This is a genomic window from Caulobacter sp. FWC26, assembly GCF_002742645.2.
Taxonomy (GTDB): Bacteria; Pseudomonadota; Alphaproteobacteria; order Caulobacterales; family Caulobacteraceae; genus Caulobacter.
Map to the genome: position 1 here is coordinate 4,048,072 of NZ_CP033875.1, position 22,334 is coordinate 4,070,405.

22 protein-coding genes are annotated in these 22,334 nt (G+C 66.6%); 7 read left to right on the plus strand and 15 right to left on the minus strand.

Translation table 11 applies throughout. The features are described 5' to 3' along the window. Positions 1-57 precede the first annotated feature (57 nt). The 7 genes from CSW63_RS20900 to CSW63_RS20930 form a co-directional block, all read right to left on the minus strand. Positions 58-3,420, minus strand: coding sequence for a glycosyltransferase (locus CSW63_RS20900; RefSeq protein WP_062094650.1), 3,363 nt, complete (start codon positions 3,418-3,420; stop codon positions 58-60). A 93-nt stretch (positions 3,421-3,513) separates the two neighbouring features. Further along, positions 3,514-4,830: an MFS transporter gene (locus CSW63_RS20905; RefSeq protein WP_062094653.1), complete on the minus strand. Its 1,317-nt coding sequence runs from the start codon at positions 4,828-4,830 to the stop codon at positions 3,514-3,516. A 68-nt stretch (positions 4,831-4,898) separates the two neighbouring features. Next, positions 4,899-7,139 carry a TonB-dependent receptor gene (locus CSW63_RS20910; protein ID WP_168193707.1) on the minus strand — a complete coding sequence of 747 codons (2,241 nt, stop codon included), beginning with the start codon at positions 7,137-7,139 and terminating at the stop codon, positions 4,899-4,901. A gap of 173 nt (positions 7,140-7,312) precedes the next feature. Continuing rightward, positions 7,313-8,023 carry a TetR/AcrR family transcriptional regulator gene (locus CSW63_RS20915; RefSeq protein WP_168193708.1) on the minus strand — a complete coding sequence of 237 codons (711 nt, stop codon included), beginning with the start codon at positions 8,021-8,023 and terminating at the stop codon, positions 7,313-7,315. A 77-nt stretch (positions 8,024-8,100) separates the two neighbouring features. Next, positions 8,101-9,552, minus strand: a complete 1,452-nt coding sequence (locus CSW63_RS20920) for a carotenoid oxygenase family protein (protein ID WP_062094657.1) — start codon at positions 9,550-9,552, stop codon at positions 8,101-8,103. 10 nt (positions 9,553-9,562) lie between these two features. Further along, positions 9,563-10,000 (minus strand): DUF2141 domain-containing protein, encoded by a 438-nt coding sequence (locus CSW63_RS20925; RefSeq protein WP_062094659.1) that lies wholly within the window; start codon positions 9,998-10,000, stop codon positions 9,563-9,565. Between the two features lie 32 nt (positions 10,001-10,032). Then, positions 10,033-10,593 (minus strand): DUF2306 domain-containing protein, encoded by a 561-nt coding sequence (locus CSW63_RS20930; RefSeq protein ID WP_062094662.1) that lies wholly within the window; start codon positions 10,591-10,593, stop codon positions 10,033-10,035. Here CSW63_RS20930 and CSW63_RS20935 point away from each other — a divergent pair. Continuing rightward, the gene (locus CSW63_RS20935) at positions 10,572-11,483 is read left to right on the plus strand and encodes a LytTR family DNA-binding domain-containing protein (protein ID WP_062094663.1); all 912 of its coding nucleotides are present in this window, start codon (positions 10,572-10,574) and stop codon (positions 11,481-11,483) included. The genes CSW63_RS20930 and CSW63_RS20935 overlap by 22 nt on opposite strands. 21 nt (positions 11,484-11,504) lie before the next feature. Here the strand turns inward: CSW63_RS20935 and modB are convergent, their stop codons facing one another. Next, the gene (gene modB / locus CSW63_RS20940) at positions 11,505-12,179 is read right to left on the minus strand and encodes a molybdate ABC transporter permease subunit (RefSeq protein WP_062094665.1); all 675 of its coding nucleotides are present in this window, start codon (positions 12,177-12,179) and stop codon (positions 11,505-11,507) included. A gap of 2 nt (positions 12,180-12,181) precedes the next feature. Next, entirely contained in the window at positions 12,182-12,940 is a 759-nt protein-coding gene (gene modA / locus CSW63_RS20945) for a molybdate ABC transporter substrate-binding protein (protein ID WP_062094667.1), read from the minus strand. Between the two features lie 72 nt (positions 12,941-13,012). On the opposite strand from modA, the gene CSW63_RS20950 reads away from it, so the two are divergent. Beyond that, positions 13,013-13,783, plus strand: coding sequence for a TOBE domain-containing protein (locus CSW63_RS20950; RefSeq protein ID WP_062094669.1), 771 nt, complete (start codon positions 13,013-13,015; stop codon positions 13,781-13,783). Between the two features lie 10 nt (positions 13,784-13,793). Here CSW63_RS20950 and CSW63_RS20955 read toward each other — a convergent pair whose 3' ends face one another. Continuing rightward, positions 13,794-14,333, minus strand: coding sequence for a GNAT family N-acetyltransferase (locus CSW63_RS20955; protein WP_062094671.1), 540 nt, complete (start codon positions 14,331-14,333; stop codon positions 13,794-13,796). 15 nt (positions 14,334-14,348) lie between these two features. Continuing rightward, positions 14,349-15,038 carry a monofunctional biosynthetic peptidoglycan transglycosylase gene (mtgA, locus tag CSW63_RS20960; RefSeq protein WP_062094673.1) on the minus strand — a complete coding sequence of 230 codons (690 nt, stop codon included), beginning with the start codon at positions 15,036-15,038 and terminating at the stop codon, positions 14,349-14,351. Positions 15,039-15,122: 84 nt separating this feature from the next. Between mtgA and CSW63_RS20965 the strand changes: the two genes are divergently transcribed. Beyond that, on the plus strand, positions 15,123-15,785 hold the full coding sequence (locus tag CSW63_RS20965) for a nitroreductase (protein ID WP_062094675.1): 663 nt from the start codon (positions 15,123-15,125) through the stop codon (positions 15,783-15,785). Between the two features lie 39 nt (positions 15,786-15,824). Here CSW63_RS20965 and CSW63_RS20970 read toward each other — a convergent pair whose 3' ends face one another. Next, positions 15,825-16,856 carry a WD40 repeat domain-containing protein gene (locus tag CSW63_RS20970; protein ID WP_062094677.1) on the minus strand — a complete coding sequence of 344 codons (1,032 nt, stop codon included), beginning with the start codon at positions 16,854-16,856 and terminating at the stop codon, positions 15,825-15,827. A gap of 243 nt (positions 16,857-17,099) precedes the next feature. On the opposite strand from CSW63_RS20970, the gene CSW63_RS20975 reads away from it, so the two are divergent. Further along, on the plus strand, positions 17,100-17,558 hold the full coding sequence (locus CSW63_RS20975; RefSeq protein WP_082749393.1) for a biopolymer transporter ExbD: 459 nt from the start codon (positions 17,100-17,102) through the stop codon (positions 17,556-17,558). Positions 17,559-17,757: 199 nt separating this feature from the next. Here the strand turns inward: CSW63_RS20975 and CSW63_RS20980 are convergent, their stop codons facing one another. Together CSW63_RS20980 and CSW63_RS20985 are read right to left on the minus strand one after the other, a co-directional pair. Next, positions 17,758-18,855 (minus strand): GTP-binding protein, encoded by a 1,098-nt coding sequence (locus tag CSW63_RS20980; RefSeq protein ID WP_062094681.1) that lies wholly within the window; start codon positions 18,853-18,855, stop codon positions 17,758-17,760. Positions 18,856-18,897: 42 nt separating this feature from the next. Beyond that, complete coding sequence (locus tag CSW63_RS20985) at positions 18,898-19,527, minus strand: hypothetical protein (protein ID WP_062094683.1); 630 nt, start codon at positions 19,525-19,527, stop codon at positions 18,898-18,900. Positions 19,528-19,730: 203 nt separating this feature from the next. Between CSW63_RS20985 and rplU the strand changes: the two genes are divergently transcribed. The 3 genes from rplU to CSW63_RS21000 all read left to right on the plus strand — a co-directional run bounded on the left by rplU (position 19,731) and on the right by CSW63_RS21000 (position 21,263). Next, positions 19,731-20,246 carry a 50S ribosomal protein L21 gene (gene rplU, locus CSW63_RS20990; RefSeq protein ID WP_062094685.1) on the plus strand — a complete coding sequence of 172 codons (516 nt, stop codon included), beginning with the start codon at positions 19,731-19,733 and terminating at the stop codon, positions 20,244-20,246. A gap of 30 nt (positions 20,247-20,276) precedes the next feature. Further along, a complete protein-coding gene (gene rpmA, locus CSW63_RS20995) occupies positions 20,277-20,546 on the plus strand; it encodes a 50S ribosomal protein L27 (RefSeq protein WP_004615680.1) in 270 nt (89 codons plus the stop codon). 183 nt (positions 20,547-20,729) lie between these two features. Further along, positions 20,730-21,263 (plus strand): GNAT family N-acetyltransferase, encoded by a 534-nt coding sequence (locus CSW63_RS21000; protein ID WP_062094687.1) that lies wholly within the window; start codon positions 20,730-20,732, stop codon positions 21,261-21,263. 12 nt (positions 21,264-21,275) lie between these two features. Here the strand turns inward: CSW63_RS21000 and CSW63_RS21005 are convergent, their stop codons facing one another. Further along, a complete protein-coding gene (locus CSW63_RS21005; RefSeq protein ID WP_062094689.1) occupies positions 21,276-22,235 on the minus strand; it encodes a hypothetical protein in 960 nt (319 codons plus the stop codon). Positions 22,236-22,334 lie beyond the last annotated feature (99 nt).

Here is a 22,334-nt window from a genome sequence, read left to right on the forward strand (position 1 = left end):
GCGCCTTGGGATGGCAACGTTGTCATGTCGCGGACGCCGGTCCTCTCAGGTGCTGGATCACCGCCTTGCCGCTACGGTGACCGTCGCCCGGCGCTCCAGCTTGCCCCAGCCGACGCGGCCGCCCTGGATCGCGGTCACAACGGACTTCACCACGACGTAGTACATCAACTGACGATAGCCGAACCGCTGAACGGGCAGGAACGGCAGGTCTCGCCAGGGCGCCCGCCGCTCCAGCGCCATGCCCAGGGCGCCCGCTGACAGGTCGACCGCGATGAACACCGCCCAGTAGGCCAGGCCCAGAACCATGTCGTCCGGGCGCCACTCCACAGGGTGCGCGATCGCGCCGTAGAGACCACTGACCAGGCTCCACACTACCGCCAGGTCGACCAGCGGCGCCGCCACCGCCAGCAGAATCTGGAAAAGCCAGATCTGCGGCAGCGCGATGAAGCCGAGAACCGGCGTCTTGCGGCTGAACATCGCGCCGCGATGCTTCCAAACGCATTGCAGCGTGCCGAACGACCAGCGGAAACGCTGCTTGAGCAGGCCGCCCACGGTGTCGGGCGCTTCGGTGTAGGCGCGGGCCTCGGGGTCGAAGGCGACCTTCCAGCCCGCCCGCTGACAGGCGATGGTCAGGTCCTGATCCTCAGCCAGGGTGTCGGCCGGATAGCCGCCAAGATCGTCCAGAACGCGCTTGCGCCAAGCGCCCACCGCACCGGGCACCACGGTGACGGCGCCGAGCGCCGCGAGCGCCCGTCGCTCCAGGTTCTGGGCCGTGACATATTCCAGCGCCTGCCAGCGCGTGACGATGTTGACGCGGTTGCCGACGATGGCGTTGCCCGCGACCGCTCCGATGTCCTCGTCCTGGAACCAGCGCGCCAGCCGCCCGATGGTCTCGGGGGGAAAGAGCGTATCGGCGTCCAGGGCCACGACATACTCGCCCTTGGCCACGGCCAGCCCGCGGTTGACCGCCCGCGCCTTGCCGCCGTTCTCGAAGCTGAGCAGCGTCACACGAGGATCATCAGCGAAGTGGTCGAGAACCTGCTGGGCCGTGCGGTCCTTGGACCCGTCGTCCAGCACCAGAACCTCGAGATTCTTCCAGTCGCTCTGCAGAATGCGCGCAACCGAGGCGGCGATCACCTTCTCCTCGTTGAAGCAGGGGATCAGCACCGAGACCAGCGGACCGTCGCCGCTATCCAGATCGGCGGGTTCGTCGTGCGTCCAGAACCGGTGCACCAGGGCCAGGCTCGCCAGGAAGACCAGCCGGGCCACGCCCAGAAAGATAGCCGCCACGAACAGGAAGGTCATCAGCGCCTGGGTCCACCGGAAGAAGTCGAAGCCCAGGCGGTCGACGGCCAGGTCCAGCCCCGCGCGTGAGGTCGGAGGCATCGCCTGCTGGGGGGTCATGCCAGCCAGTTCGCCAACCGTGACCAGGCGGTAGCCCCGCGCGCGAATGGCGTCGATCAGACCCGGCAAGGCGGCCACTGTGCGGCTGCGGTCGCCGCCCGCGTCGTGCAGCAGCACCACTTGTCCCGGCCGGTCGCCCGGATGGTCCAGGCGATCCAGCGTGCGATCGATGATCTGCTGGGGCGTGGGTTTCTGCCAGTCGTCTGGATCGATGCGCAGACCGACGGTCGTGTAGCCAAGGGTCTGGGCGATCACGAGGGGCGCGACCTCGTGCGGGGTCGAGGGTTCGGCGTCGCCGAAGAACGGCGGCCGGAACAGGCGCATCGACCGCCCCGTCAGAACCTCGAACAGGCGCTGGGTGGCGTTGAGCTCCACCGTCACCTGCGGCAGCGGCGTTTCAGCGATGTTCGGGTGTGTCCAGCTGTGCCCGCCGACATCATGGCCCTCGTCGACCTCGCGCCGAACAAGCTCGGGGTGCTTCTGCATGTTCTGGCCGATGACGAAGAAGGTCGCCGGCGCCTGCTTGGCCTTCAGGATGTCGAGGATCTTGGTGGTCCAGCGCGGATCGGGACCGTCATCGAAGGTCAGCGCGACTAGACCCTTCTTCTGGCCGTAGCGTTCGATCACGTAGCTGGACGGAATGACATCGTAGCTTTCGCCCGAAACCAGACCCGTGTCCGAATCGAAGGCCAGGGATCGCTTGCCGGGCGTCGGCAGGGCGGCCACGCGCAGCACTTCCCCGCCGCCGTCGAAATCGACGCCCTGTCCGTTGGCCAAGGTGGTCAGGGCCGCCGTCGAGGCCTGGCCATAAGGCTTGCCCATCAGCGACCAGGCGCCGGGGTCCTCGGCGCCCATGCGCCAAAGCGCATAGCCCCGCGGCTTCCAGGCGTCCGTCACCTTCACCTGGTTGAACAGGGTCACCGCATCCAGGAACCAGACGACGTGGTCGTCCCCGTTGTCGTCGACATAGCGGTAGGTCGGATTGAGCGCATCGTCGTCCATCCGGATGGCCGCGCCGGAGTCCTGAGCGTTGCGCATGGCTTCATGAAAGGTCGTGGGCGCGCCGGAAGACCGCGAGCCGTCCTTGTTCAGAGTCCAATCATAGCCATAGGTCCCCAGGGCCAGCACGGTATGGGCGGGGTCGAGCTCGGCGAACCGCTTGTCCAGCTCGCGCTCATACCAGTCCTGGCCGGCGTTCGGCCCGGGATCCCCCAGCGCATAGTGTTCGTCATAGGCCATCAGCACCAGAGTGTCGGAAGCCTGCTCCAGACGCTTGAGCGGCCAGCCCTGCTCGTCGAACGGCGCGGTGACCCAGACTTCCCGGCCGCTCTCGGCGAAGGCCCGCCGAGCCTCGGCCAGAAACCCCGGATAGGCCGCCAACCCCTTCGCCGACAGCGCCTCAAAGTCAAAGATGTAGCCGCCAAAGCCGCGCTGCGCGGCAAGGTCCTTCAGCGTGGCGATCAGCTTCGCGCGCGCGGCCGGATTGGTCAGCAGCGCGTCAGCTGCGGGCCCGTTGAACGCCGCATCGGCCGAGTTGTGCACCAGGGGCAGAACAGCGGGCTTGTTCGGCGCATTGGCGATGCGCCCTGCGCCTTCTGGGTCGTCGACGACGCTGATGTCACCCTGCGCGCCGTTGATCGCCACCCACTGCGGCGACACCACGTCCAGCTTGTCGACGTTGCGGCGCAGCGACTCCCGGCTGTCCTCGTCCCAATTGACGTAGAAGCCGACCGACAGAGCTCTGGTCGCCGCGCCGTTGGGGGTCGTCCTGGGCCGGGGGACCCGCCGCCACGACCTGACCGCCCGGGTGCGTCGCGGCGTATCCTGGTGCAGCGACGTCAGAACATGCGGGTCCTTCAGCGGTGCGTCAGGCAGACGGGGCGCGAAGGCCAGGGTCGCGACGAACCCCGCCACGATGGCCGCAACGACGGAGGCCACAACGCCGAGGGCCAGCTTGACCCTCCGCTCACGTCGCCCCGTGGGATCGTGAAAGACAGGACGGTCGTCTGGGGTCATGGCGGCGCTCGAGGTTCGAGCGGCTCATGATCCCCGATCTTGACCGAAGCGTGGCCTTTCCACGGCCTCGGCCGGGCCTGTCGCCGCCCGCCCCTACTCCGCCCAGTCCCTGCTCAACCGCCGGGAAGCGAGGATCAGCAGCACCGCCGCGACGACGTAGAAGCCAAGGCCGTAGTAGAGCGCGTGGCGCATCGATTCCGCGCCGTAGCGAGGCGTGAGCAGGTCCGACACATAGCCGAAGAACCACAGGCCCACCGCCAGGCCCAGCAGGTTGTTGATCAGCAGGAACAGGGCCGATGTGGTGGTCCGCATCGCGGGCGGGGCCAGATGCTGCACGGCGGCGACTACGGGCCCCAGCCACGCCAGGTTCAGGCCTGTCGGGATCAGGAACAGCAGGAAGGCCAGGACCATCGACTGGACGTTCATCGCCAGCAAGAAGCACGGCAGGGCCACCAGGAAGCAGATGGCCGGCGCCAGGGCGTAGGCGGCCTTGTTCTTGGCCCCGAAGCGATCGGCCAGCACCCCGCCCAACCAGATGCCCGCGACACCACCGATCAACGAAAGGGCGCTGTAGTAGAGGGCTCGATCGGTCAGGGACAGGCCAAAGCTGCGCTGGAAGAAGGTCGGCAGCCAGAACGCCACCCCATAGCCGCAGATCGAGGAGCAGGCCGCGCCGAACGACAGCAGCCAGAAGCTGGGCTTGGGCATGATGGTGGCCAGAACCTGACCGAACGCCGGCGCCTTGGGCGGCTCGGCGGGCGCGACCTCGCCGGGCGCGCGGTCGAGGCCGCCGCGCACCGGATCCTTGACCACCCACTTGAAGATCGGGGCCAGCACAACCCCAGCCAAGCCCACAGCGATGAACGCAAAGCGCCAGTCGACATAGGCGGCGATCAGGCCGCCGAACAGCACGCCCAAGGCCGTGCCCAGCGGGATGCCGAAGGAATAGACCGCCAGCGCCCGAGCGCGCTGCTCCTTGGGGAAGTAGTCAGCGATCAACGAATAGGCCGGCGCCACGCCGCCCGCCTCCCCGACGCCGACGCCCATCCGCGACAGGAACAGACTCCAGAAGCCTCCGGCCAGGCCGCAGGCGACGGTGAAGCCGCTCCAGACGGTGAGAGCCACGGTCATGATCCAGGTCCGGCTGACCCGGTCGGCCAGCCAAGCCAGCGGGACGCCCAGCGTGGTGTAGAGCGCGGCGAACGCCACCCCGCCCATCAGGCCCAGCTGCGTGTCGGTCAGGTGGAGATCGGCCTTGATCGAGCCGGCGAGGATGCCGAGGATTTGGCGATCCAGGAAATTGAAGGTGTAGGCCAGGATCAGCATCGCCAGCACCACGTAGCGGTAGCCGGCGCCCCGCCCGTCCGCCGGAGCCTTGTTCACATCCTCGGTCATGCTCGCCCTCCTCAACGCCCGTCCAGATACAAAAAGGGCGGGACCTGTTGCAGCAAGTCCCGCCCGAGCAGCTGTCGCCTAGATTAGAACGCCACCTCGATCGAAGCGGCCACGGTGCGCGGCGGACCATAGAAGCCGATCACCGAGTTGTTGTAGGTCGCGACCCCGAAATTGTAGCCGCCGGTACGGTACTTCTCGTTGGTCAGGTTCTTGCCGGTCAGGGCCAGCTTGTAGCGGCCGCCCGGTGCGGTCCACTGCGCCGTCATGTCCACCAGGGTGAAGGCCTTCTGATCCAGCAGCGGCAGAGGCTGCTCGAACTGCTGGTAGGCGTCGCGGTAGCTGACCATCGGGGTGATCGCCAGATCGCCGCCCGCCAGCTGACCACGCCAGGTCAGGCTGACATTGCCCGTCCATTCCGGGGTGTTCTGGAAGCCGTACAGGTCGGCCACGTTGATGACCTGGCCGGTGGCCAGGGTCGTCGACGGGTTCAGCGGGTTCGGCGCCCCGGCCGGCACGAAACGGCTGAAGGTGTCGTACTTGGCGTGGATGTAGCCCAGGGCGACATTGGCGCTCAGGCTCGCGCTCAGCTTGGCGTTGGCTTCGAACTCGACGCCGTACAGGGTCGAGGCGCCGGCGTTGTCGACCGAGCTGGCGATGCCCGAGGGCACCACGACCTGGGTGGTGACCTGCTGGTCGGTGTACTTCGACAGGAAGGCGGCCGACGAGAACGAGACCCGGCGATCGAACATATAGCCCTTCAGACCGGCTTCGTAGGTCTTCACGACTTCAGGCCGGTAGCCGTTGACCGTCTGCGGGGTGATGAACGCGTCGCCGCGCATGTCCCAACCGCCCGACTTGTAGCCCTTCGAGAACGAGACGTAGCTCGTCAGATCGTCGCTCAGGTCGTACGAAGCCGAGATCCGCGGCGTGAACTGCTCGAAGGTCTTCTCGGCGTTGTAGTTGGTGCGCGTCTGCAGGATCGGACGGGGCGTGCCGCCCTGGTACGGCGTGCGCGTCGCACCGAGATAGAAGAAGCGGTAGACGTTGGCGCGCTTGGCGTCGCGGGTCGCACGGGCGCCCAGCGAGACCTTGAACTTGTCCGTCAGGTTGGCGCTGAAGTCGAAGAACGCCGCGAAGCTCTGGGTGTTGACCTTGCCGCCGTTGGCGATGGCCACGCCGAGGTTGCCGGCGATGGTGTCGAACTCGCCCGAGGCCTGGCTGTTCATGTAGTAGAGGCCGAACACGCCCTGGACGTTCTCGTCCGAATAGACGGCCTGCAGTTCCTGGGAGAACGAACGGTCGTCATAGGTGGCCGGCACGTCCAGCGTCGGCAGCGGCGTGCCGTCGAAGTCGATGACGGTGTCGGTGTGGCCGCGACGGCTGGCGGTGATCGACTTGAGCGTAACCTTGTCGGTAGCGTTCCATTGAGCGGTCAGCGACACACCCTTGGTCATCACGTGGTTCTTGTCGCCCAGGCCCGACTGGGTGTCGTAGATGTCGAGCACCTGATAGCCGCCGACCAGGGCCGGCAGTTCGCGGTGGCCGTGGCGGGGGTTGGAGTCGTCGACGACCTTGTCATAAGCCAGACGGAAGAACAGATCCTCGGTCGGCTGATACTCGGCGCTGAGGCGATAGGCCTCGACGTCCTTGTTGTAGTGCTCGGCTCCGGTGGTGATGTTCGTGCCATAGCCATCGCGCTTGTAGAGGGCGTACGAGCCACCGACCGACAGGCCGCCGCCGATCGGCGTCTGGCCCGAGACCAAGACGTCGGTCTGGTTGTAGCTGCCGTAGGTGCCTTTGATCTTCGCGCCGGCGTCGTCGCCCAGGCGCTTGGTCACGTACTTGATCGCGCCGCCGATGGTATTGCGGCCGTACAGGGTGCCCTGCGGGCCACGCAGCACTTCGATGCGCTCGATGTCAAAGATGTCGAGCACCGCGCCCTGCGGACGATAGATGTAGACGTCGTCGACATAGAGACCAACGCCGGGCTCGAAGCCCCACAGCGGGTCCTGCTGGCCCACGCCGCGGATATAGCTGATCAGGGTCGAGTTCGAACCGCGGGCGGTCTGCACCGTGATGTTCGGGGTGGTCTGCGAGAGCACGGTGATGTCCGTGCCGCCCGAACGCTCCAGCTTCTCGGCCGAGAAGGCCGAGACGGCGACGGGCACGTCCTTGAGATTTTCCTCACGGCGACGCGCGGTGACCGTCACCTCGTCGACCGAAACCGAATTGTCAGCGGCCGGGGCCTGCTGAGCCGACGCGGCGCCGGCGATCGTGCTCCACGCAGCGCCAGCCAGCAGCGCGGCCTTCCACATCGAAGTCATGGGTTTCCCCTCCCTTGTGTTCCGCCCTTCCCCGGCCGGATCCGTCTTTCGCGGACGCGAGCGCAGGGTTCGCCAATTCATCGAACAGCGAATTGCAGCCACCATCACCCGAACGGGCGCGGGACGCCAGCCCTTTTTCATCACTTGATGAAAAATGGAGCGGGTGTGGCGGATCAGCCGCTGGCCAGGGTCTTGTTCTGCTTGGCGATCACGGCCTCGAAGCCGGCGGCGCAATAGGCGAAGAGGCGCTGGCGGACGGACTCAAGATCGCTGGAATGGCATTCGCCTTCCGACAGGGAGTCGATCCGTCCCGTCTCCGAAAGGGTCAGCATCATCGAGCCCGTCAAGAACTGATAGCACCAGTAGAGGTCGCGGTAGGCCGCTTCGGGACGGACCGACTTGAGCGTCTCGACCAGTTGGTGGACCACCGGGTCGAAAAACCGCGTCATGGTCTCGCCGCCCCAGGCGGGCGTGTTGTTCACCTGCGCCACCAGGACGAAATAGCTCTTCCACCCCTGCCCGCCGTCTTGGGAGATCCGCAGCAATGGATCGATGAACGCCTCGATCACGCCTTCGACGGTCATCGCGCCCGCATGCGCCTTCACATAGGCGTTCATCGACGCCTCTCGGGCCTGGTTGAGGATCTCGGCCCGGCGCAGGAACACCGCGTCGAACAATTCGCGCTTGGCGCCGAAGTAGTAGTGGATCAGGGCGGTGTCGACGCCGGCCTCGGCCGCCACCTGACGGGTGGTGACGCCATAGAAGCCGTGCCGCGCGAACAGCCCCTCGGCCGCGTCGAGGATCGTTTCCTTCAGGTCCAGGCCTTTGGCCTTGGAGGGACGACCCCGTCCGCCGGCGCGGGCGCGGGACTTGGTTGCGGTCATGGGGACGGGCCCGCCTTGATGAAGCTCCGCCCTCGGATAGGCGCAACCCAGCGGCCCTGGCAAGGACCGCCGTTCTCTCAAGCGCCGACGAACACGCCATGGAAGGTCACCGGCAGCGCCACCGGCGCGCGCCAGGTCGCCAGCGGCCCCCTGTCCACATGTTGGGCGTCGAACACGTGCAGCTCGGTCGCGCGGGCGTCGAGGTTGATCGTCGTACCGACAAGCCAACCATCGAGCTCCGCCGACGATCCCAGCCGGGGCGCGAAGACCATTTCCTCAACCAGATGACGCGCACCGAAGTCGAAGATCTGGTCCTTGTCCTTCTTCCAGTCGCGCACGGCGACGCTCTGGAACAAGGGACGACCAGAACGCTCGTTGGTCAGGTGGACCGAATAGCGTCGGGCCAGACCGGCAAAGCGCGGATCGGAACGCGGGAACTCCGCGCTGACCGTATCGGTCGCCAGCTCGGCCCGACCATCGCCACGAAGCGTGATCAGCGCGCGCCGAGGCGGGGCGGCGCGAAGGCGCTCGCCGCGCAGGATCGCGCCACCGTTCGCTGCGGTCCCGAAAGGGTCCTTGTCGATGCAGGCGTCGAAGCGGATCGTCCCGTCGGCCTCCTCCCAGGCGTCGCCGAGGTGAAAGAAGAAGAACGGCGGCAGCTCGAACAGGCGACGCTTGGACAGATCGTTCTTGTCCAGCACCAAGACCTGCGCGCCGAGCTCAGGTCGCCAAACCATGGTCGACGCGATCGGCATCCGCATCCCCTCCTGCACCCACGGCTGGAGGATGATGATCAGGCTGCGCTCGGTGGCGGTGAAATCGTGCATGTAGCCGGCGCGCGGCAAGGTGATGACCTCGGCCTTGCGCAGCCCACCGTCGGGCGAGAGGTTCCAGACCACCGCGCGCTTGCCCGCAAGACCCAGGTTCCAGACCGAGCCATCGGGCTGGACACGCGGATGAGCCAGGAACGGCATACCCTTCATGTCAGGGCTGATCGTCTTGAAGCCCCGAGTCTCCAGCGAAACAGGGTCCATCGCCGTCGGCGAGCCGCCCTCCCAGAGCGCCCAGAGCTCGCCGCCCGCCATCATCACCGACGTATTGGCCGCGTTGGCGTCATCGGCCGAACCGACCCGGGCGCCCGGCCCTGCCGCCGTCCCATAGCCTGGCGTGATCACCGCGTTAGCGGCGGCGTCCTGGCGGCGTTTGACGGTGTCGACAAAGCGGGCCGACATGCGCGCCTCGCCGTCCGCGACCTGGAACTTGCGGACCATGCCGTCGCCGTCGAACCAATGGCCGACCGAACCGCCCGGCCGGCGGAACTTGGCCGGACCGTTCCGGAATAGCGTGCCCTTCAGGTCGGTCGGCGCGCGGCCGTGAACCAGGGCCAAGCTGGTCGGCGCGATGTCCGCCTCGACATCGGCCAGACCCAGGGTCCAGTCGCTGGCGGCGGCGGCCCAGAGCGTTTCAGGGGTGAGGACGGCGGCGGCGCCCGTCATGGCCGCGCCGCGCAGGATGTCGCGTCGGTTCATGGCTCGGCTCTCAGTTAAGGCGCAGGAATTGGGCGTTGGCGCCCGCCTTCACCTCGAAGGCGGCGGCGTCGAACGCGGGCGGGCCCATGTTCGGCTGGGCGTCGCGCGAGAAGCCGTACGGCTCGGTCGGCATGCCAAAAGGGTTGGTCGCCATCTTGCCGTCGCCATCGACATCCTGGAACGCGCGCACTGCGTAGGAGCCCGGCGGCAGAGCCACGATCTTGACCGTGGCGAGGTCTGCTGCGGCCGAGGCGTTGGCGAAACGGACGGGCTTGCCCGACGCCCAGCCTTGCGGGCTGTCGAAGACGGCGATCATGATCTGGCCCTGCTTGGCCTTGAGGTCGGGGAAGGTCAGGGTCAGGTCGCCGAACGCCTCTTGAGCGCGCGCGGCGGGAGCGAGAACGGAAGCGGTCGCCAGGGCCAGGGCGAGCGTGCGAACGAGGGTCATGGGTTGAGTCCTTCTTGGGGTTGGATGACGGGTCAGCCCAGGAACACGGTCCAGAGCAGGCGACCGGGAAAAAAGGCGAAGAGGCCGGCCACAAGCAGACCGCCGACGAACATGCCGGTCATGGCCTTCCGGTGCGCCGAGACCTTGCCGCGCTTGACCGCGTAGACCGCGCCCGGCAGGCCGACGATGGTCCAGCCCGACAGCAGATGGATGAAGCTGAAGGCGCCGTGGTTGATCTCGCGGATGAACAGCGAACTGACGGCGGTCGCCCCCATCGCCAGCACCCAGGTCCACCCCAGGAGCCTGTGCAGGGTCGTGCCCTTCACCCGCATCATCAGGACGACGCCGATGGCCAGCGCGGTCAGGGTCGAGAAGAGATGCAGTTGGATCACGGCCGGCGCGGCGACAATTCTGGAGACATCTGGAGCGTGGGGCTGGAAGCCGACACGCTGGATAACGGCGCCAAAGTCGGTGACGGCCTGCGGCGCGGTGACCGCCACGATCACGATCGCCGCGCCGACGCCCAAGGCGGCGTTGCGAAGCCCGCTCCAGCGATCCGACACTTGCGAAATTGACTTGCCGTGCGAGGCCATCTTCCTTCACTCCCGGTTCAAGCGGGGCGTTAGGTCGCCGCGCCGTCGGAAGCCTTGGTGGAGGGGTCAGGTTCGTGCCTCAATCGTCGTTGCGCCAGTCGCCGGCCTCGTTTCGTGAACGGCTGGCCGGCGCCATTCACGCTTCGCGAACGGCCATGAGGCGCCATGACAGCCTTCGGGGCTTCGCAGCCTCAGCGGCCGCCGGCGTCTTCCTGGCCCTGATCGGCGCGTTCGGAACCGACGCGGCGCCATTGGGCCTTCGGGTGGCCTACTGGGTAGGCCTCTGCCTCGCAGGCGCCGTCGTCGGCACGACGGTCACGCATTTGATCGGTCGCGAGGGACGCGCCGACTCACGCCCCTGGCTCTACGGCGCGCTCACCGTGATCGGCATCACCCTGCCTTTCACCGCCGTCGTCTGGCTGGTCACCGAGCTGACCTTCCACGGCTCGCCGCGCCCCCAGACCCTGTCGCTCTATCTTGGCCCGGTGTTCATCGTGACGACCGGCATGACCGCCCTGAACTTCCTGGTTCAAAGGCGTCCGGTGGAAACGCACGCCGCGCCAGCAGGCGCCACGACCGTGCGTTTTCTTGAGCGCCTGCCCGGTAAACTGCGCGGCGCCGAGCTCTATGCCGTGGAGGCCGAGGATCACTATCTGCGCCTGCACACCTCGCGCGGTCAGGACCTGATCCTGATGCGCCTGTCCGACGCCGTGGCCGAGCTGGAAGGGATCGAAGGCGCTCAGACCCATCGCTCGTGGTGGGTCGCCAAGGGCGCCGTCGAGGACGCCCGACGCGGTGACGGACGCGCCGTCCTGACGCTGAAGAGCGGCGTCGAAGCGCCTGTCAGCCGGGCCTACGCCAAGGCGCTGCGCGAGGCCGGCTGGTTTTGACCGAGCCGGCGGCCGCTGGTCTCAAGACCGGGTGCGGAGCAGAATCTTCGACCGCGCCTCCAGCGCCAGAAGGACCGTCAGGACCAGGAAGGCGAAGGCCAGCAGCAGCAGCGACAGGCGGTGCGCTTCGCCCCATTCCAGCGCCTCGACCAGACGATAGATTTCGGTCGACAACACCGTGGTCTCGCCCGGGATGTTCCCCCCCAGCATCATCACCACCCCGAACTCGCCGATCGTATGGGCAAAGGTCAGGATCGCGGCGGCGACATAGCCCGGCAGCGCCAGCGGCAGGGCGACACGCCAGAAGGTCTGCGCACGCGAGGCGCCCAGGCTGGCGGCGGCTTCCAGCGGCTCGTCGCCGATGGCCAGGAAGGCGTTGCGCAGCGGCTGGACGGCGAAGGGCAGCGAATAGATCAGCGATCCGATGACCAACCCTTCGAAGGTGAAAGCCAGGGTCCGCACGCCGAAGGGCTGCAGCAACGCCATCAGGGGACTGTTCGGCCCCAGCGCGATCAGCAGGTAGAAGCCCAGCACGGTCGGCGGCAGGACGATCGGCAAGGCGACGATGGCGGTGACGGGCGTCCGCAGCGGCGAACGGCCCCGCGCCAGCCACCAGGACAGCGGCGTGGCCAGCAACAGCAGGAGCACGGTGGTGATCCCCGCCAGCTTCGCCGTCAACCACAGCACCTCACCCACGGTCAACGCACCTCATAACCGTAGCGCCGGATGATGGCCTTGACCTCGGCGCTCTTGAGGAACGCCAGGAAGGCCTTGGCGGCGTCGCTGTTCGCGCCCGTCTTCAGCAGCACGGCCTGCTGATCGATCGGCGTGTGGTTCGCGGCCGGCACGAGCCAGCGCGAGCCCCTCTTGTCGTCTACGACCTGCGACAGCGCCACGAAGCCAAGCTCCGTAGCGCCGGTCTGGACGAACTGAAAGGCCTGGGTGATCGAGGCGCCCGTGACGATCTTTGGCCTTAGGGCTTCGTAGAGTTTGAGCTTGGTCAGGGCTTCAACCGCCGCCTGGCCGTAGGGCGCGGCCTTAGGATCGGCGATGGCCAGCTTATCGAACCCACCGCGCGACAACACCGCGCCCCGCCCGTCAACGAGGCCCTGCGTCCGGCTGAACAGTACGAGGCGCCCGGTCGCATAGGTGAAGCGCGAGCCGGTAACCGCCAAGCCCTCCACCTCCGCCTTCTGGGGGCGCTCCACGTCAGCCGACAGGAAGACCTCGTACGGCGCGCCGTTGGCGATCTGGGTGTAGAACTGACCCGACGATCCGAAGCTGAGCACGGCGTCATGACCGGTCCGGGCCTTGAAGCGCGCGGCGATCGCCTTGGCCGGCTCGGTGAAGTTGGCGGCGACGGCCACCTTGGTCTCGCCGGCCAGGACCGCGCCGGCGAAGGTCAGAGACCAGACGCCGAGCAGGGCGGCGATCAGCATCGGACGGCGAGCCATCATCTGGTATGCCTCTGAGGTCAGCGCAGCGGTTATGCAGCCAAACTACATAACGATGAAAGCCAGGTCCGACCAGTGAGCAGCGACACCGACTTCAGCGCCTCGCTGGTTCTCAAGCGCGGCGGGCTGGCGCGCGTGGGCCTGGAGCGCATCGCCTTGCTCGAGGCCGTGGCGCGGCACGGCTCGATTAGCGCCGCTGCGAAGGAGACCGGCCTGTCCTATAAGGGCGCCTGGGACGGCGTGCAGGCGCTGAACAACCTGTTCGACGCCCCGCTGGTCAGCGCCGCGCCCGGCGGACGCACTGGCGGCGCGGCCCAGGTGACCGCGCGAGGCCAGGCCGTGATCCGCGCCTTCCGGGCTGCGGAACGCGAGGTCAGCGCCGCTTTCGCGCGCCTTGAGTCCGATCTGGCTGGCGAGGTTGAGCAACTATGGAGCCTTGGCCTGCGCACCAGCGCCCGCAACGCCCTGCGCGGCGTGGTGACGACGGTGGCCGAGGACGGCGTCACCGCTTCGGTGTCTCTCGACGCTGGCGAGGGCCTAGGCTTCACCGCGCGGGTGACCCGGCGCAGCGTCGAGGACCTGGGCCTCGCGCCCGGCCGTCCCGCCATCGCCCTGATCAAGTCCAGCTTCGTCCGGCTGGACGGCGCACCAGCGGAGAACCATCTGGATGGACGGATCCTGGACCGCGAGGCGGGAGACGACGCCGCCGAGTTGGTGATCGGCCTGTCGGGCGGCAAATCTCTCGTGGCCACCGTCGAGGCCGGCGCGGCCGGCTGGAACCTCGCGCCCGGCGACGCGGTCAGCGTCTCGATCGCCGCCGCTGACGTGATCCTGGCGGTCGACTAAGGCTTCTGCTTCAGCGCGCGCGCCACTGATCGGCGGTCTGGCCCCAGATCTCGACGACATGGTCCTCGAACGGCGGCGGCAGGCGTCCGGGGCCGCGATTGATCGACCCCAGCCGCCGGGCCACCGCCTGCGAGGGCGTATTCTCCGGATCGATGCAGTGAATGATGTCGGTCCATCCCAGGTGATCCACGACCCAGTCGATCGTCGCCGTCGCGGCCTCAACGGCGTAGCCGCGCCCCCAGGCGTCAGGGTGAAGCCCCCAGCCCACCTCGGTCCCCGGCCAGCCTTCGGGACGCCAGGGTCCGATACGGCCCTGCCACAGTCCGGAATCCTTCTCGATGACGGAGAACATGCCAAAACCGTTCAGGGCCCAGGAGCCGGCCATGGTCGCCATGAACCGCCACGCCGTCGCCCGGGGCTGCTGCCCCCCGATGAAGCGCGCCGCGACCGGATCGGCCATCATCTGCGCCCAGCGGTCCAGATCCTCGTCGGCCGGCGGACGCAGAATCAGACGTTCGGTCTCCAGCGTGGGGCCTGGCGCGATCGGCATTCCAGAATCTCCGTCTCAACTCAGGCAGTCGGCCAGCCCGTCGCGCCGCACAGCGCCGGAGGCCTTGCCGATCTTCTTGCTGCGCTTGGCCACGTACTTGCCGGGCTTGATCACTTTCCACTTGAGCGGACTGGGCAGGATGGCCGCCAGCCGCGCGGACTGGGCTTGAGTCAGCTTGTCGGCGCTAACCCCGAAATAACGCTGCGCGGCGGCCTCGGCGCCATAGATGCCCGAGCCGTACTCGATGGAGTTCATATAGACCTCCATGATCCGCCGCTTGCCCCAGAAGGTCTCGATCAGCACCGTGAACCAAGCCTCCAGGCCCTTGCGGACATAGGAGCGCCCTGGCCACAGGAAGACGTTCTTGGCGGTCTGTTGACTGATCGTCGAGCCGCCTCGGATCTTGCGGCCCGACTCATTGTTCTCGTAGGCCTTCTGCAGGGCTTCGAAGTCGAAGCCTCGATGGTCGCAGAACTTGGCGTCTTCGGCGGCGATCAGGGCGCGCGGCAAGGTCGGGGAAATCTTGTCCATCGACCGCCAGCGATGATCCAAGCCGCGCCCCTCGACGGCGCGGATGACCATCAGCGGGGTCACCGGCGGCGGGATGAAGCGGTAGAGAATCACCGCCACCACAGGGCCGGCGACCAGCACCAGGAACAAGGCCAGCAGAAGATTGCGCAAAAGCCGCCGCACGAAACGCCCCACTTGTCTTGACGCAGCGGACGGATGCTAACCACAGCAAACGCCGCTGTCGCGCGGCATAAACATATCTGGGTAAGGGAGCTATCGATGGACGTGATCGACGCCGTGAACCGCCGCATGTCGGTGCGCGCCTTCAAGTCCGATCCGGTCGACGCCGGACTGATCCGCGTGCTGCTGGAAGCCGCCGCGCGAGCCCCGTCGGGCGGCAACCTCCAACCCTGGCGCGTGCAGGTCGTGGGCGGCGCCCCGCTGGAGGCGCTGAAGGCCGCCATGCTGCAGCGCGTGGCCTCGCCCGATCCCACCGAGTACGACGTCTATCCCGCCAACCTGTGGGAGCCGCTGCGCAGCCGCCGCTTCCAGGTCGGCGAGGACATGTACGGCGCGCTGGGCATTCCGCGCGAGGACAAGCTGCAGCGCCTGCAGTGGTTCGCCAACAACGGCCAGGGTTTCGGCGCGCCGGTGCAGCTGTTCTTCTCGATCGACCGTCGCTGCGGCCCGCCGCAGTGGAGCGATGTCGGCATGCTGATGCAAACCTTCATGCTTCTGGCCGTCGAGCGCGGCCTCGACACCTGCCCGCAGGAGTTCTGGTCGCACTACAACAAGCTGGTCGACGAGCATGTCGGCCTACCCGAAGGCCACATGTTGTTCTCGGGCATGGCGCTGGGCTACCGCGACGCCGATGCGCCGGTGAACAATTTCCGGTCGCGCCGAGCGCCGTTCGAGGAATGGGCGGAGCTGAAGGGTTTCTGACGTCTTGCTTCCGATTTCCCCGGCGAGGTCGGATGGACGTTATCCCGCAAACTGGCGCGGACCGGACAGGTCGGGGATCTCGAGCACCCCGGCCTCGCCGCTCTCGTCGCCCCAGGCCATCTTCTTCCCGTCGGCGCTGACCGACAGGGCGCTGATGGACGCGCCCTTCTCGGCCTTGAGGGTTTCGATCCGGCCATTGCGCATGTGAGCCGCCCAGATCTTGCCGTTGTCCTGACCCGCGATACAGACCGGCTGAGCGTCGATCCCCGCCACTCGAACGACCATCGAATCGCGGGAGAAGCCGATCTCGGCGGCTTCCTTGCCCATAGGCCCATTGGCGCCGGCGAACGGCCAGATGACCGCGCCCGAAGCGCCGGCCGTAGCCAGCAGATTACCCTTGTCGAAGAACGCCACGCTCTTGATCTTGGACGGATAGCCGCCCATCCGCATGTCCTTGCCATCCGACAGCCGCCAGCCATGCAGCTGGTTTTCCTGCATGGACGAAATCAGGAACTTGCCGTCCGGGCTGAATTCCACGGCGATGTGGCTGCCGGCCCATTTGAGAATCGCCGGCTTCTGGTCTGCGATCCGCGCGTACCAGAGATAGGCGCCGCCGTAAGTCGCCGAGGCCAGGCGGCGGCCCTTGGGCTCGAACGTCAGGCCCGACACCGTCTTCTCATGCGCGAACGCGCGCGCGAAGGCCGGGTCGCCGACGTCACGGACATGGACGTCCTTGCCGGCCGTGAAGGCGATCAGGCCCGAGGCGGCGCTGGCGGCCACGTGCTCGATCCACTTGTTCTTCACCTCGGCGATCAAGGTGGCGACGACTTCGCCCCCCTCGATTCGGCTCCAGACCACTCGGCCGTCGTCGCCACCGGTGACGATCCCCACGCCACTGGGGTGGACCGCCGCCGCCAGAACGGCGCCGCCGAGCGGGCCGCCATGCGCCTCGACCGTGACAAATCCCTCGTCGGTCTGCAGGCGGACCGTGCCGTCCCCGAGGGCGAACATGGCCCGGCCGAAGCGGTCGAACAGGGCGCTGGTGACGAAAGCGTCGAAGGAAAAGATCATGCGCGCGAGATAAGACAGGAGGATCGCGGCGACTAGACTCTTTCGGAAAGCGTCACATTCGCGCGTCGCGCGAACCCCGCCCCGCCCCGGCGCCCATTCGAACGGCGTTCCGCCAAAAAGAGTCAAAAAGGGGGTTGCTATTGCGCCGCGTCGTCGGGCTTTACTTCCGCGCCCGTCTGCGCCAGACGTGGCGAGGTAACGACATTTCAGGCGTGCGCGGAGCGCGCAGCCTTCTGGGAGACAGTGCAGGCTATGGCGGCTAAACTTGCTGGCGGCGGTGGTGGCCGTTACGATCTGGGCCAGAACTCCGAAATCAACGTCACGCCCTTCGTTGACATTCTGCTGGTGCTCTTGATCATCTTCATGGTCGCCGTTCCGATGGCCGTGACCTCGATCAAGATCGACCTGCCCCCGGCGGTTCCGCCGCCCCCGAACGCGCCGAAGCCGAAGGAACCGGTCTTCATCTCGATCCAAAAGTCGGGCGCGATCTTCATCGCCGACAAGCAGAGCAGCCTCGACAACCTCGAGTATGATCTGAACGCCAAGTTCGCCGCGACCGGCCAAGCCGGCGCCAAGGACGAACAGCGCATCATGATCCGCGCCGACGCCGACGTGCTGTACGCCGACTTCATGGGCGTGCTGAACCAGCTGCAGACCTCGGGCTGGTTCAAGGTCGGCCTGATCAACGAGGACATCCACTAAGGATCCTCGGCGACAGCCAAGAACACGAAAGCCCCGGAGCTCAGGCTCCGGGGCTTTTTGTTTGTCTGAAATCCTCTCCCTAAGGGAGAGGTGTCGGCTCGAAGAGGTGACGGGGAGGGAAGAGGCGAGACCCAAGAGGACTCCCCCTCCGATCGTTTCGCGACCACTTCCCCTGCCAGGGGGAGGATTCAAAGCCCCATTAAGCCGCCGTCGCCTCGAAGCCGGCGCGCAGCTCGGCCTCGTCCAGGTCGCGGCCGATGAAGACCATGCGGCTGTAGCGCTTGTCCTTGTCGGTCCATTCGCGCTGGAAGTCGCCTTCCAGGATCATGTGCACCGCCTGGAAGACAAGGCGCTTGTCCTCGCCCTTCACGTCGATGATGCCTTTGGCGCGCAGGATGTCGGGGCCGCGACGGGCCAGCAGGTCGTTGAGCCAGGCGGTGATCTTCTGGCCGTCGACCGGCTTGTCCAGCGTCAGCGAGATCCCCTTCACGCCGTCATCGTGGACGTCGCTCTTGGCGTCGTGATGATGATGGTGGTGGTGGTCGTGACCGCAATGCTCGTCATGCACGTGGTCATGATCGTGATGATGATGGTCGCAGTGCTCGTCGTGCACGTGACCTGGCTCGCCGTGGGCCGGATTGAGAAAGTCCGGCTCCAGGTCGGTGATCCGCTCCAGGTCGAAGCTGTGCTTGCCCAGAATCGCGTCCAGCGGAACGTTCGAGCGCTGCGCGCGATGGATCGGAGCCAGCGGATTGATCCGACGGATACGCGCCTCGACATGGCGAAGGTCGTCTTCCGAGACGAGGTCGGTCTTGTTCAGCACGATCTGGTCGGCGAAGGCGATCTGCTCGACGGCCTCCTTGCTGTCCGACAGGCGCAGCAAGATGTGCTTGGCGTCGACCACCGCCGTCACCGAATCCAGCGCGGTACGGGCCTTGACGTCATCGTCGACGAAGAAGGTCTGGGCGACCGGGCCGGGATCGGCAAGGCCCGTGGTCTCGACGATGATCGCGTCGAAGCCGCCCTTCCGCTTCATCAGGCCCTGGAGAACCCGGATCAGGTCGCCGCGCACCGTGCAGCAGACGCAGCCGTTGTTCATCTCGAAAACTTCCTCGTCGGCGCCGACCACCAGGTCGTTGTCGATGCCGACCTCGCCGAACTCATTGACGATCACGGCGTACCGCTTGCCGTGCTCCTCGGTGAGGATGCGATTGAGCAAAGTGGTCTTGCCGGCGCCGAGATAGCCGGTGAGCACAGTGACGGGGATCTTGCCGGAGGCCGGAACAGTCTGGGTCATGGCCGCTATTTAGGCGCCCGGGCCGCTGAGCGAAAGCCGCCTTTACGTCTTGAGGAAAGCAACCGCCAGACCGACCAGGATCAGGGCCACGCCCAGGATGGTTTCCTCGTAGCGTTCGACCCACTGCAGGCCCAGGCGCTTGAACCCGGCGAGGCTCAGGCTGGTGAAGATCAGCATGCCGGCGGCGGTGGCGGCCATCAGAACGGCGCTCAGCACAAGAAAGGCCTGCCAGCCGTGCTCCATGCCCGCTAGATAGTAAGGTAGGAACGCCTCGCACGGCGAAAGGGTCAGCAAAGTCACGAGGGCGGCGATCGCGGCCCGATCCGAGGCGTAGGCGCGGCGGCTCGCCTCGGGCAGCGCATGATTGTGCCGGCCCCGCACGACATAGAATACGCCGATCGCCATCATCAGCCCGCCCACGATCCAGTGGAAAAGGCCTCCAAGCGATGGCTGCAGAGCCAGGCCGGCCATCACCAGCGCCAGGCCCAGCGCAATTGTCAGACCCACGTGACCCAGTCCCGCCAGCAAGGTCACACCCAGGGTTCGGCCCGTCGACCATTTCTGTGCGCGGCCCACCAGCACGAACGGCAGCCAGTGGGTCGGCAGCGCGGCGTGCAGGAAGGCCACGGCGAAGCCGGTGGCGGCGATCGATGCGAAGAAGGTCGAGGTCACGAGAGGGCATATAGCGTGTTATAAAGTAACATGCCAGGGGTTACCCGCCGTCCCGCGAGCTTTCGTCGCGGACCTTCGCTGAATCCGCTGCTACGCCGTTGACTCCCGGGCCTTGGGCTGTATAAGTCGCGCCCTCTTCGCCCGCCGGGTTTCCGAGCGGGCGTTCCCTATTTTGCGAACGCACGTTTTTAAGGCGCTAACCTATGTACGCGGTGATCAAAACCGGCGGCAAGCAGTACCGGGTTCAAGCCGGCGACCTGCTGGTGGTCGAAAAGCTCGAAGGTGAACCCGGCGCTGCCGTGGCCTTCGGTGAAGTCCTGATGCTTGGCGAAGGCGAGGCCGTGACGGTCGGCGCCCCCACCGTGGACGGCGCTGTCGTCTCCGGCACCCTGATCGAAACCCGCAAGGGTGAGAAGGTGAAGATCTTCAAGAAGATCCGCCGTCAGGGCTATCGCCGCACCCGCGGTCACCGCCAGTTCGAATCCGTCGTGCGCGTCACGTCGGTCACCGGCGCCGGCAAGGAAGCCAAGTGGGAAGGCACGATCGACCTGACCCCGAAGGTCATCCTCGACGCCCGCGCCCGCGGCCTCGGCGACGCCGCCGTTCCGGCGACGATCCCGGCTCCGGTCGAAGCTGCGCCGGCCAAGGCCGAAGCCGCCCCGAAGAAGAAGGCCGCCCCTAAGAAGGCCGCCGCCAAGACGGAGGAAGGCGAAGCCTAAGGGCGACGCCTTCTAAGGTAGGAGAGCAAGATGGCTCACAAGAAATCAGGCGGCTCGTCCAGCAACGGTCGCGACTCAGAGTCGAAGCGCCTTGGCGTGAAGAAGTTCGGCGGCGAGAAGGTTCTCGCCGGCAACATCCTCGTGCGTCAGCGCGGCACCAAGTTCTACCCGGGTTCGGGCGTGGGCATGGGCAAGGATCACACCCTCTTCGCGCTCGTGCAGGGCGCGGTGGGCTTCGTGACCAAGAAGCACAACCGTACCTACGTGACCGTGACCCCGGCCGCTCAGCCGGCCGAGTAAGCACGAACCAGGGTTTCTTCGGATCGTGCTTCGCAAGAAGACGATCCGGACAGACGATCTCTAGCGGGGAGTCCGGACGCCGGGCTCCCCGCTTTTGTTTTGTCTCGCCGCCGAAACAAGCTTCGCCATGGCGGCGTCACGGTCCCGAACGAAAGAGGGCCGGAGAATCCCTGGGAGGCGCCGATGAGCGTCATCGAAGAAAAACCCGTCATTGAAACCCAGCGGTTGACGCTGCGCGTGCCGGCCTTGGCCGACATCGAGCGCGTGGCGGCCTTCTGCGTGGATCACGACGTGGCGCGCATGACCACGCGCATGCCCTCGCCCTACACCCGCAGCCACGCCGAGGATTTCGTCGCACGGTGCGGAACCCAGGATCGTCGGCGCGACAACACCTTCGCTATCGAGTTGGGCGAAGAAGGCCTGATCGGGGTGATCGGCCTCTTCACCAATCCGGACGGGCCGGTGGAGATGGGCTACTGGATTGGCCGGCCCTACTGGGGTCGCGGCTATGCAACCGAGGCCGCTCGCGGCGCCTTGGACTGGGCGCGTTCCCGCTGGAGCAAGCGGTACGTGACCGCGGGCCACTTCGCCGACAACGCGGCGTCTGGGCGCGTGCTGGTCAAGGCCGGGTTTCTGTATACGGGCGTCGTCGAGCACAAGCCGTCGATCGCGCGCGGCGAACTGGCGGCGACGAGAATGATGGTCTGGCTGGCCTGATCGCCTCGCGCCCTAGGCCGCGCGGTGGGTGTGGATCACCTTCTGCGGGCCTTCGCGGAAGCGCTTTTCGGCTGTGGTGATCCGCTCGCAAAGCGCGTCCAGGTCGCTGAGCAGGGAGTAGGTGGCGTAGATGGGAATCTCCATCATCGCCACCTGAGCGCGCGGCATGAACTCGGTGTATTTCTTCCAGGCCGGGTGATTGTCGCGAGCGTTCAGCGCGCGCTGACCCAGCGGATTCCATAGATCCAGGTCCATCAGCTCGTCGCGACACTGCTTCATCACCGGCAGCGCGATGTAGAGAAACAGGAAGGTCGGCGTCGCGGCGCGGGCGAACTGGGGCTGAACCTGGAGATGCCAGATGCGATAGGCCTCGAAGAACCCCGCCTTGCGAACCGGATCCGGCGGCAGCCAAGTAGCGTTTTCGTTGATCAGGTCGTTGGACGCCGCAGCGCGCTTGACCAGTTCGTCGGCGTTCGCGCCAGGCGGCATGGTTCTCGACAAGGCGTTGACTGGAATGGCCAAGCGCCTGGCGACCTCGGTGTAGGCGACCTGTTTTCCGCCCATCGGGGTCCATTGGCCGAACGAAGGCGCGCCCGGCGCGCTCGCGCGCTTCGCCGCGGCGGTCTGATGCAGCAACAGCTGCTCCTCGCGCATCTGTTCGGCGCGGAGGCGATCGAACTCAACTTCGTGGGCGGCCTGCTCCTCGGCGGTCATCCAGCGCGCTCGGCCCGGCCCATAGGTGCGTTCGTACCGGTTGAGCAGCACGAGGTTATGATCGGCGGAAGGCTTCTGGCCCACCTCCTCAAGGAAAACCTTGAAGTCACGCCACTGGGGCGCGACCCCAGTCCCGCGGCTGATCAGAATGTTGCGGTGCGTGGACGCCTCGGCGCTATACTTACGGTGAAGCTCCTGCGTCGACAGATCCACCAGATCCCTCGCCAGCAACGCCTCGCGCTGTTCTTCGCCCGCCAAGGTCAGCCTCCTGCTCCGCCATAGAAAAAACGGCGGTTTTGCTGCCAAGACACTTTGTCGCACTTTCTACTTTAACATTTCGTCACGATCGCAACCGCG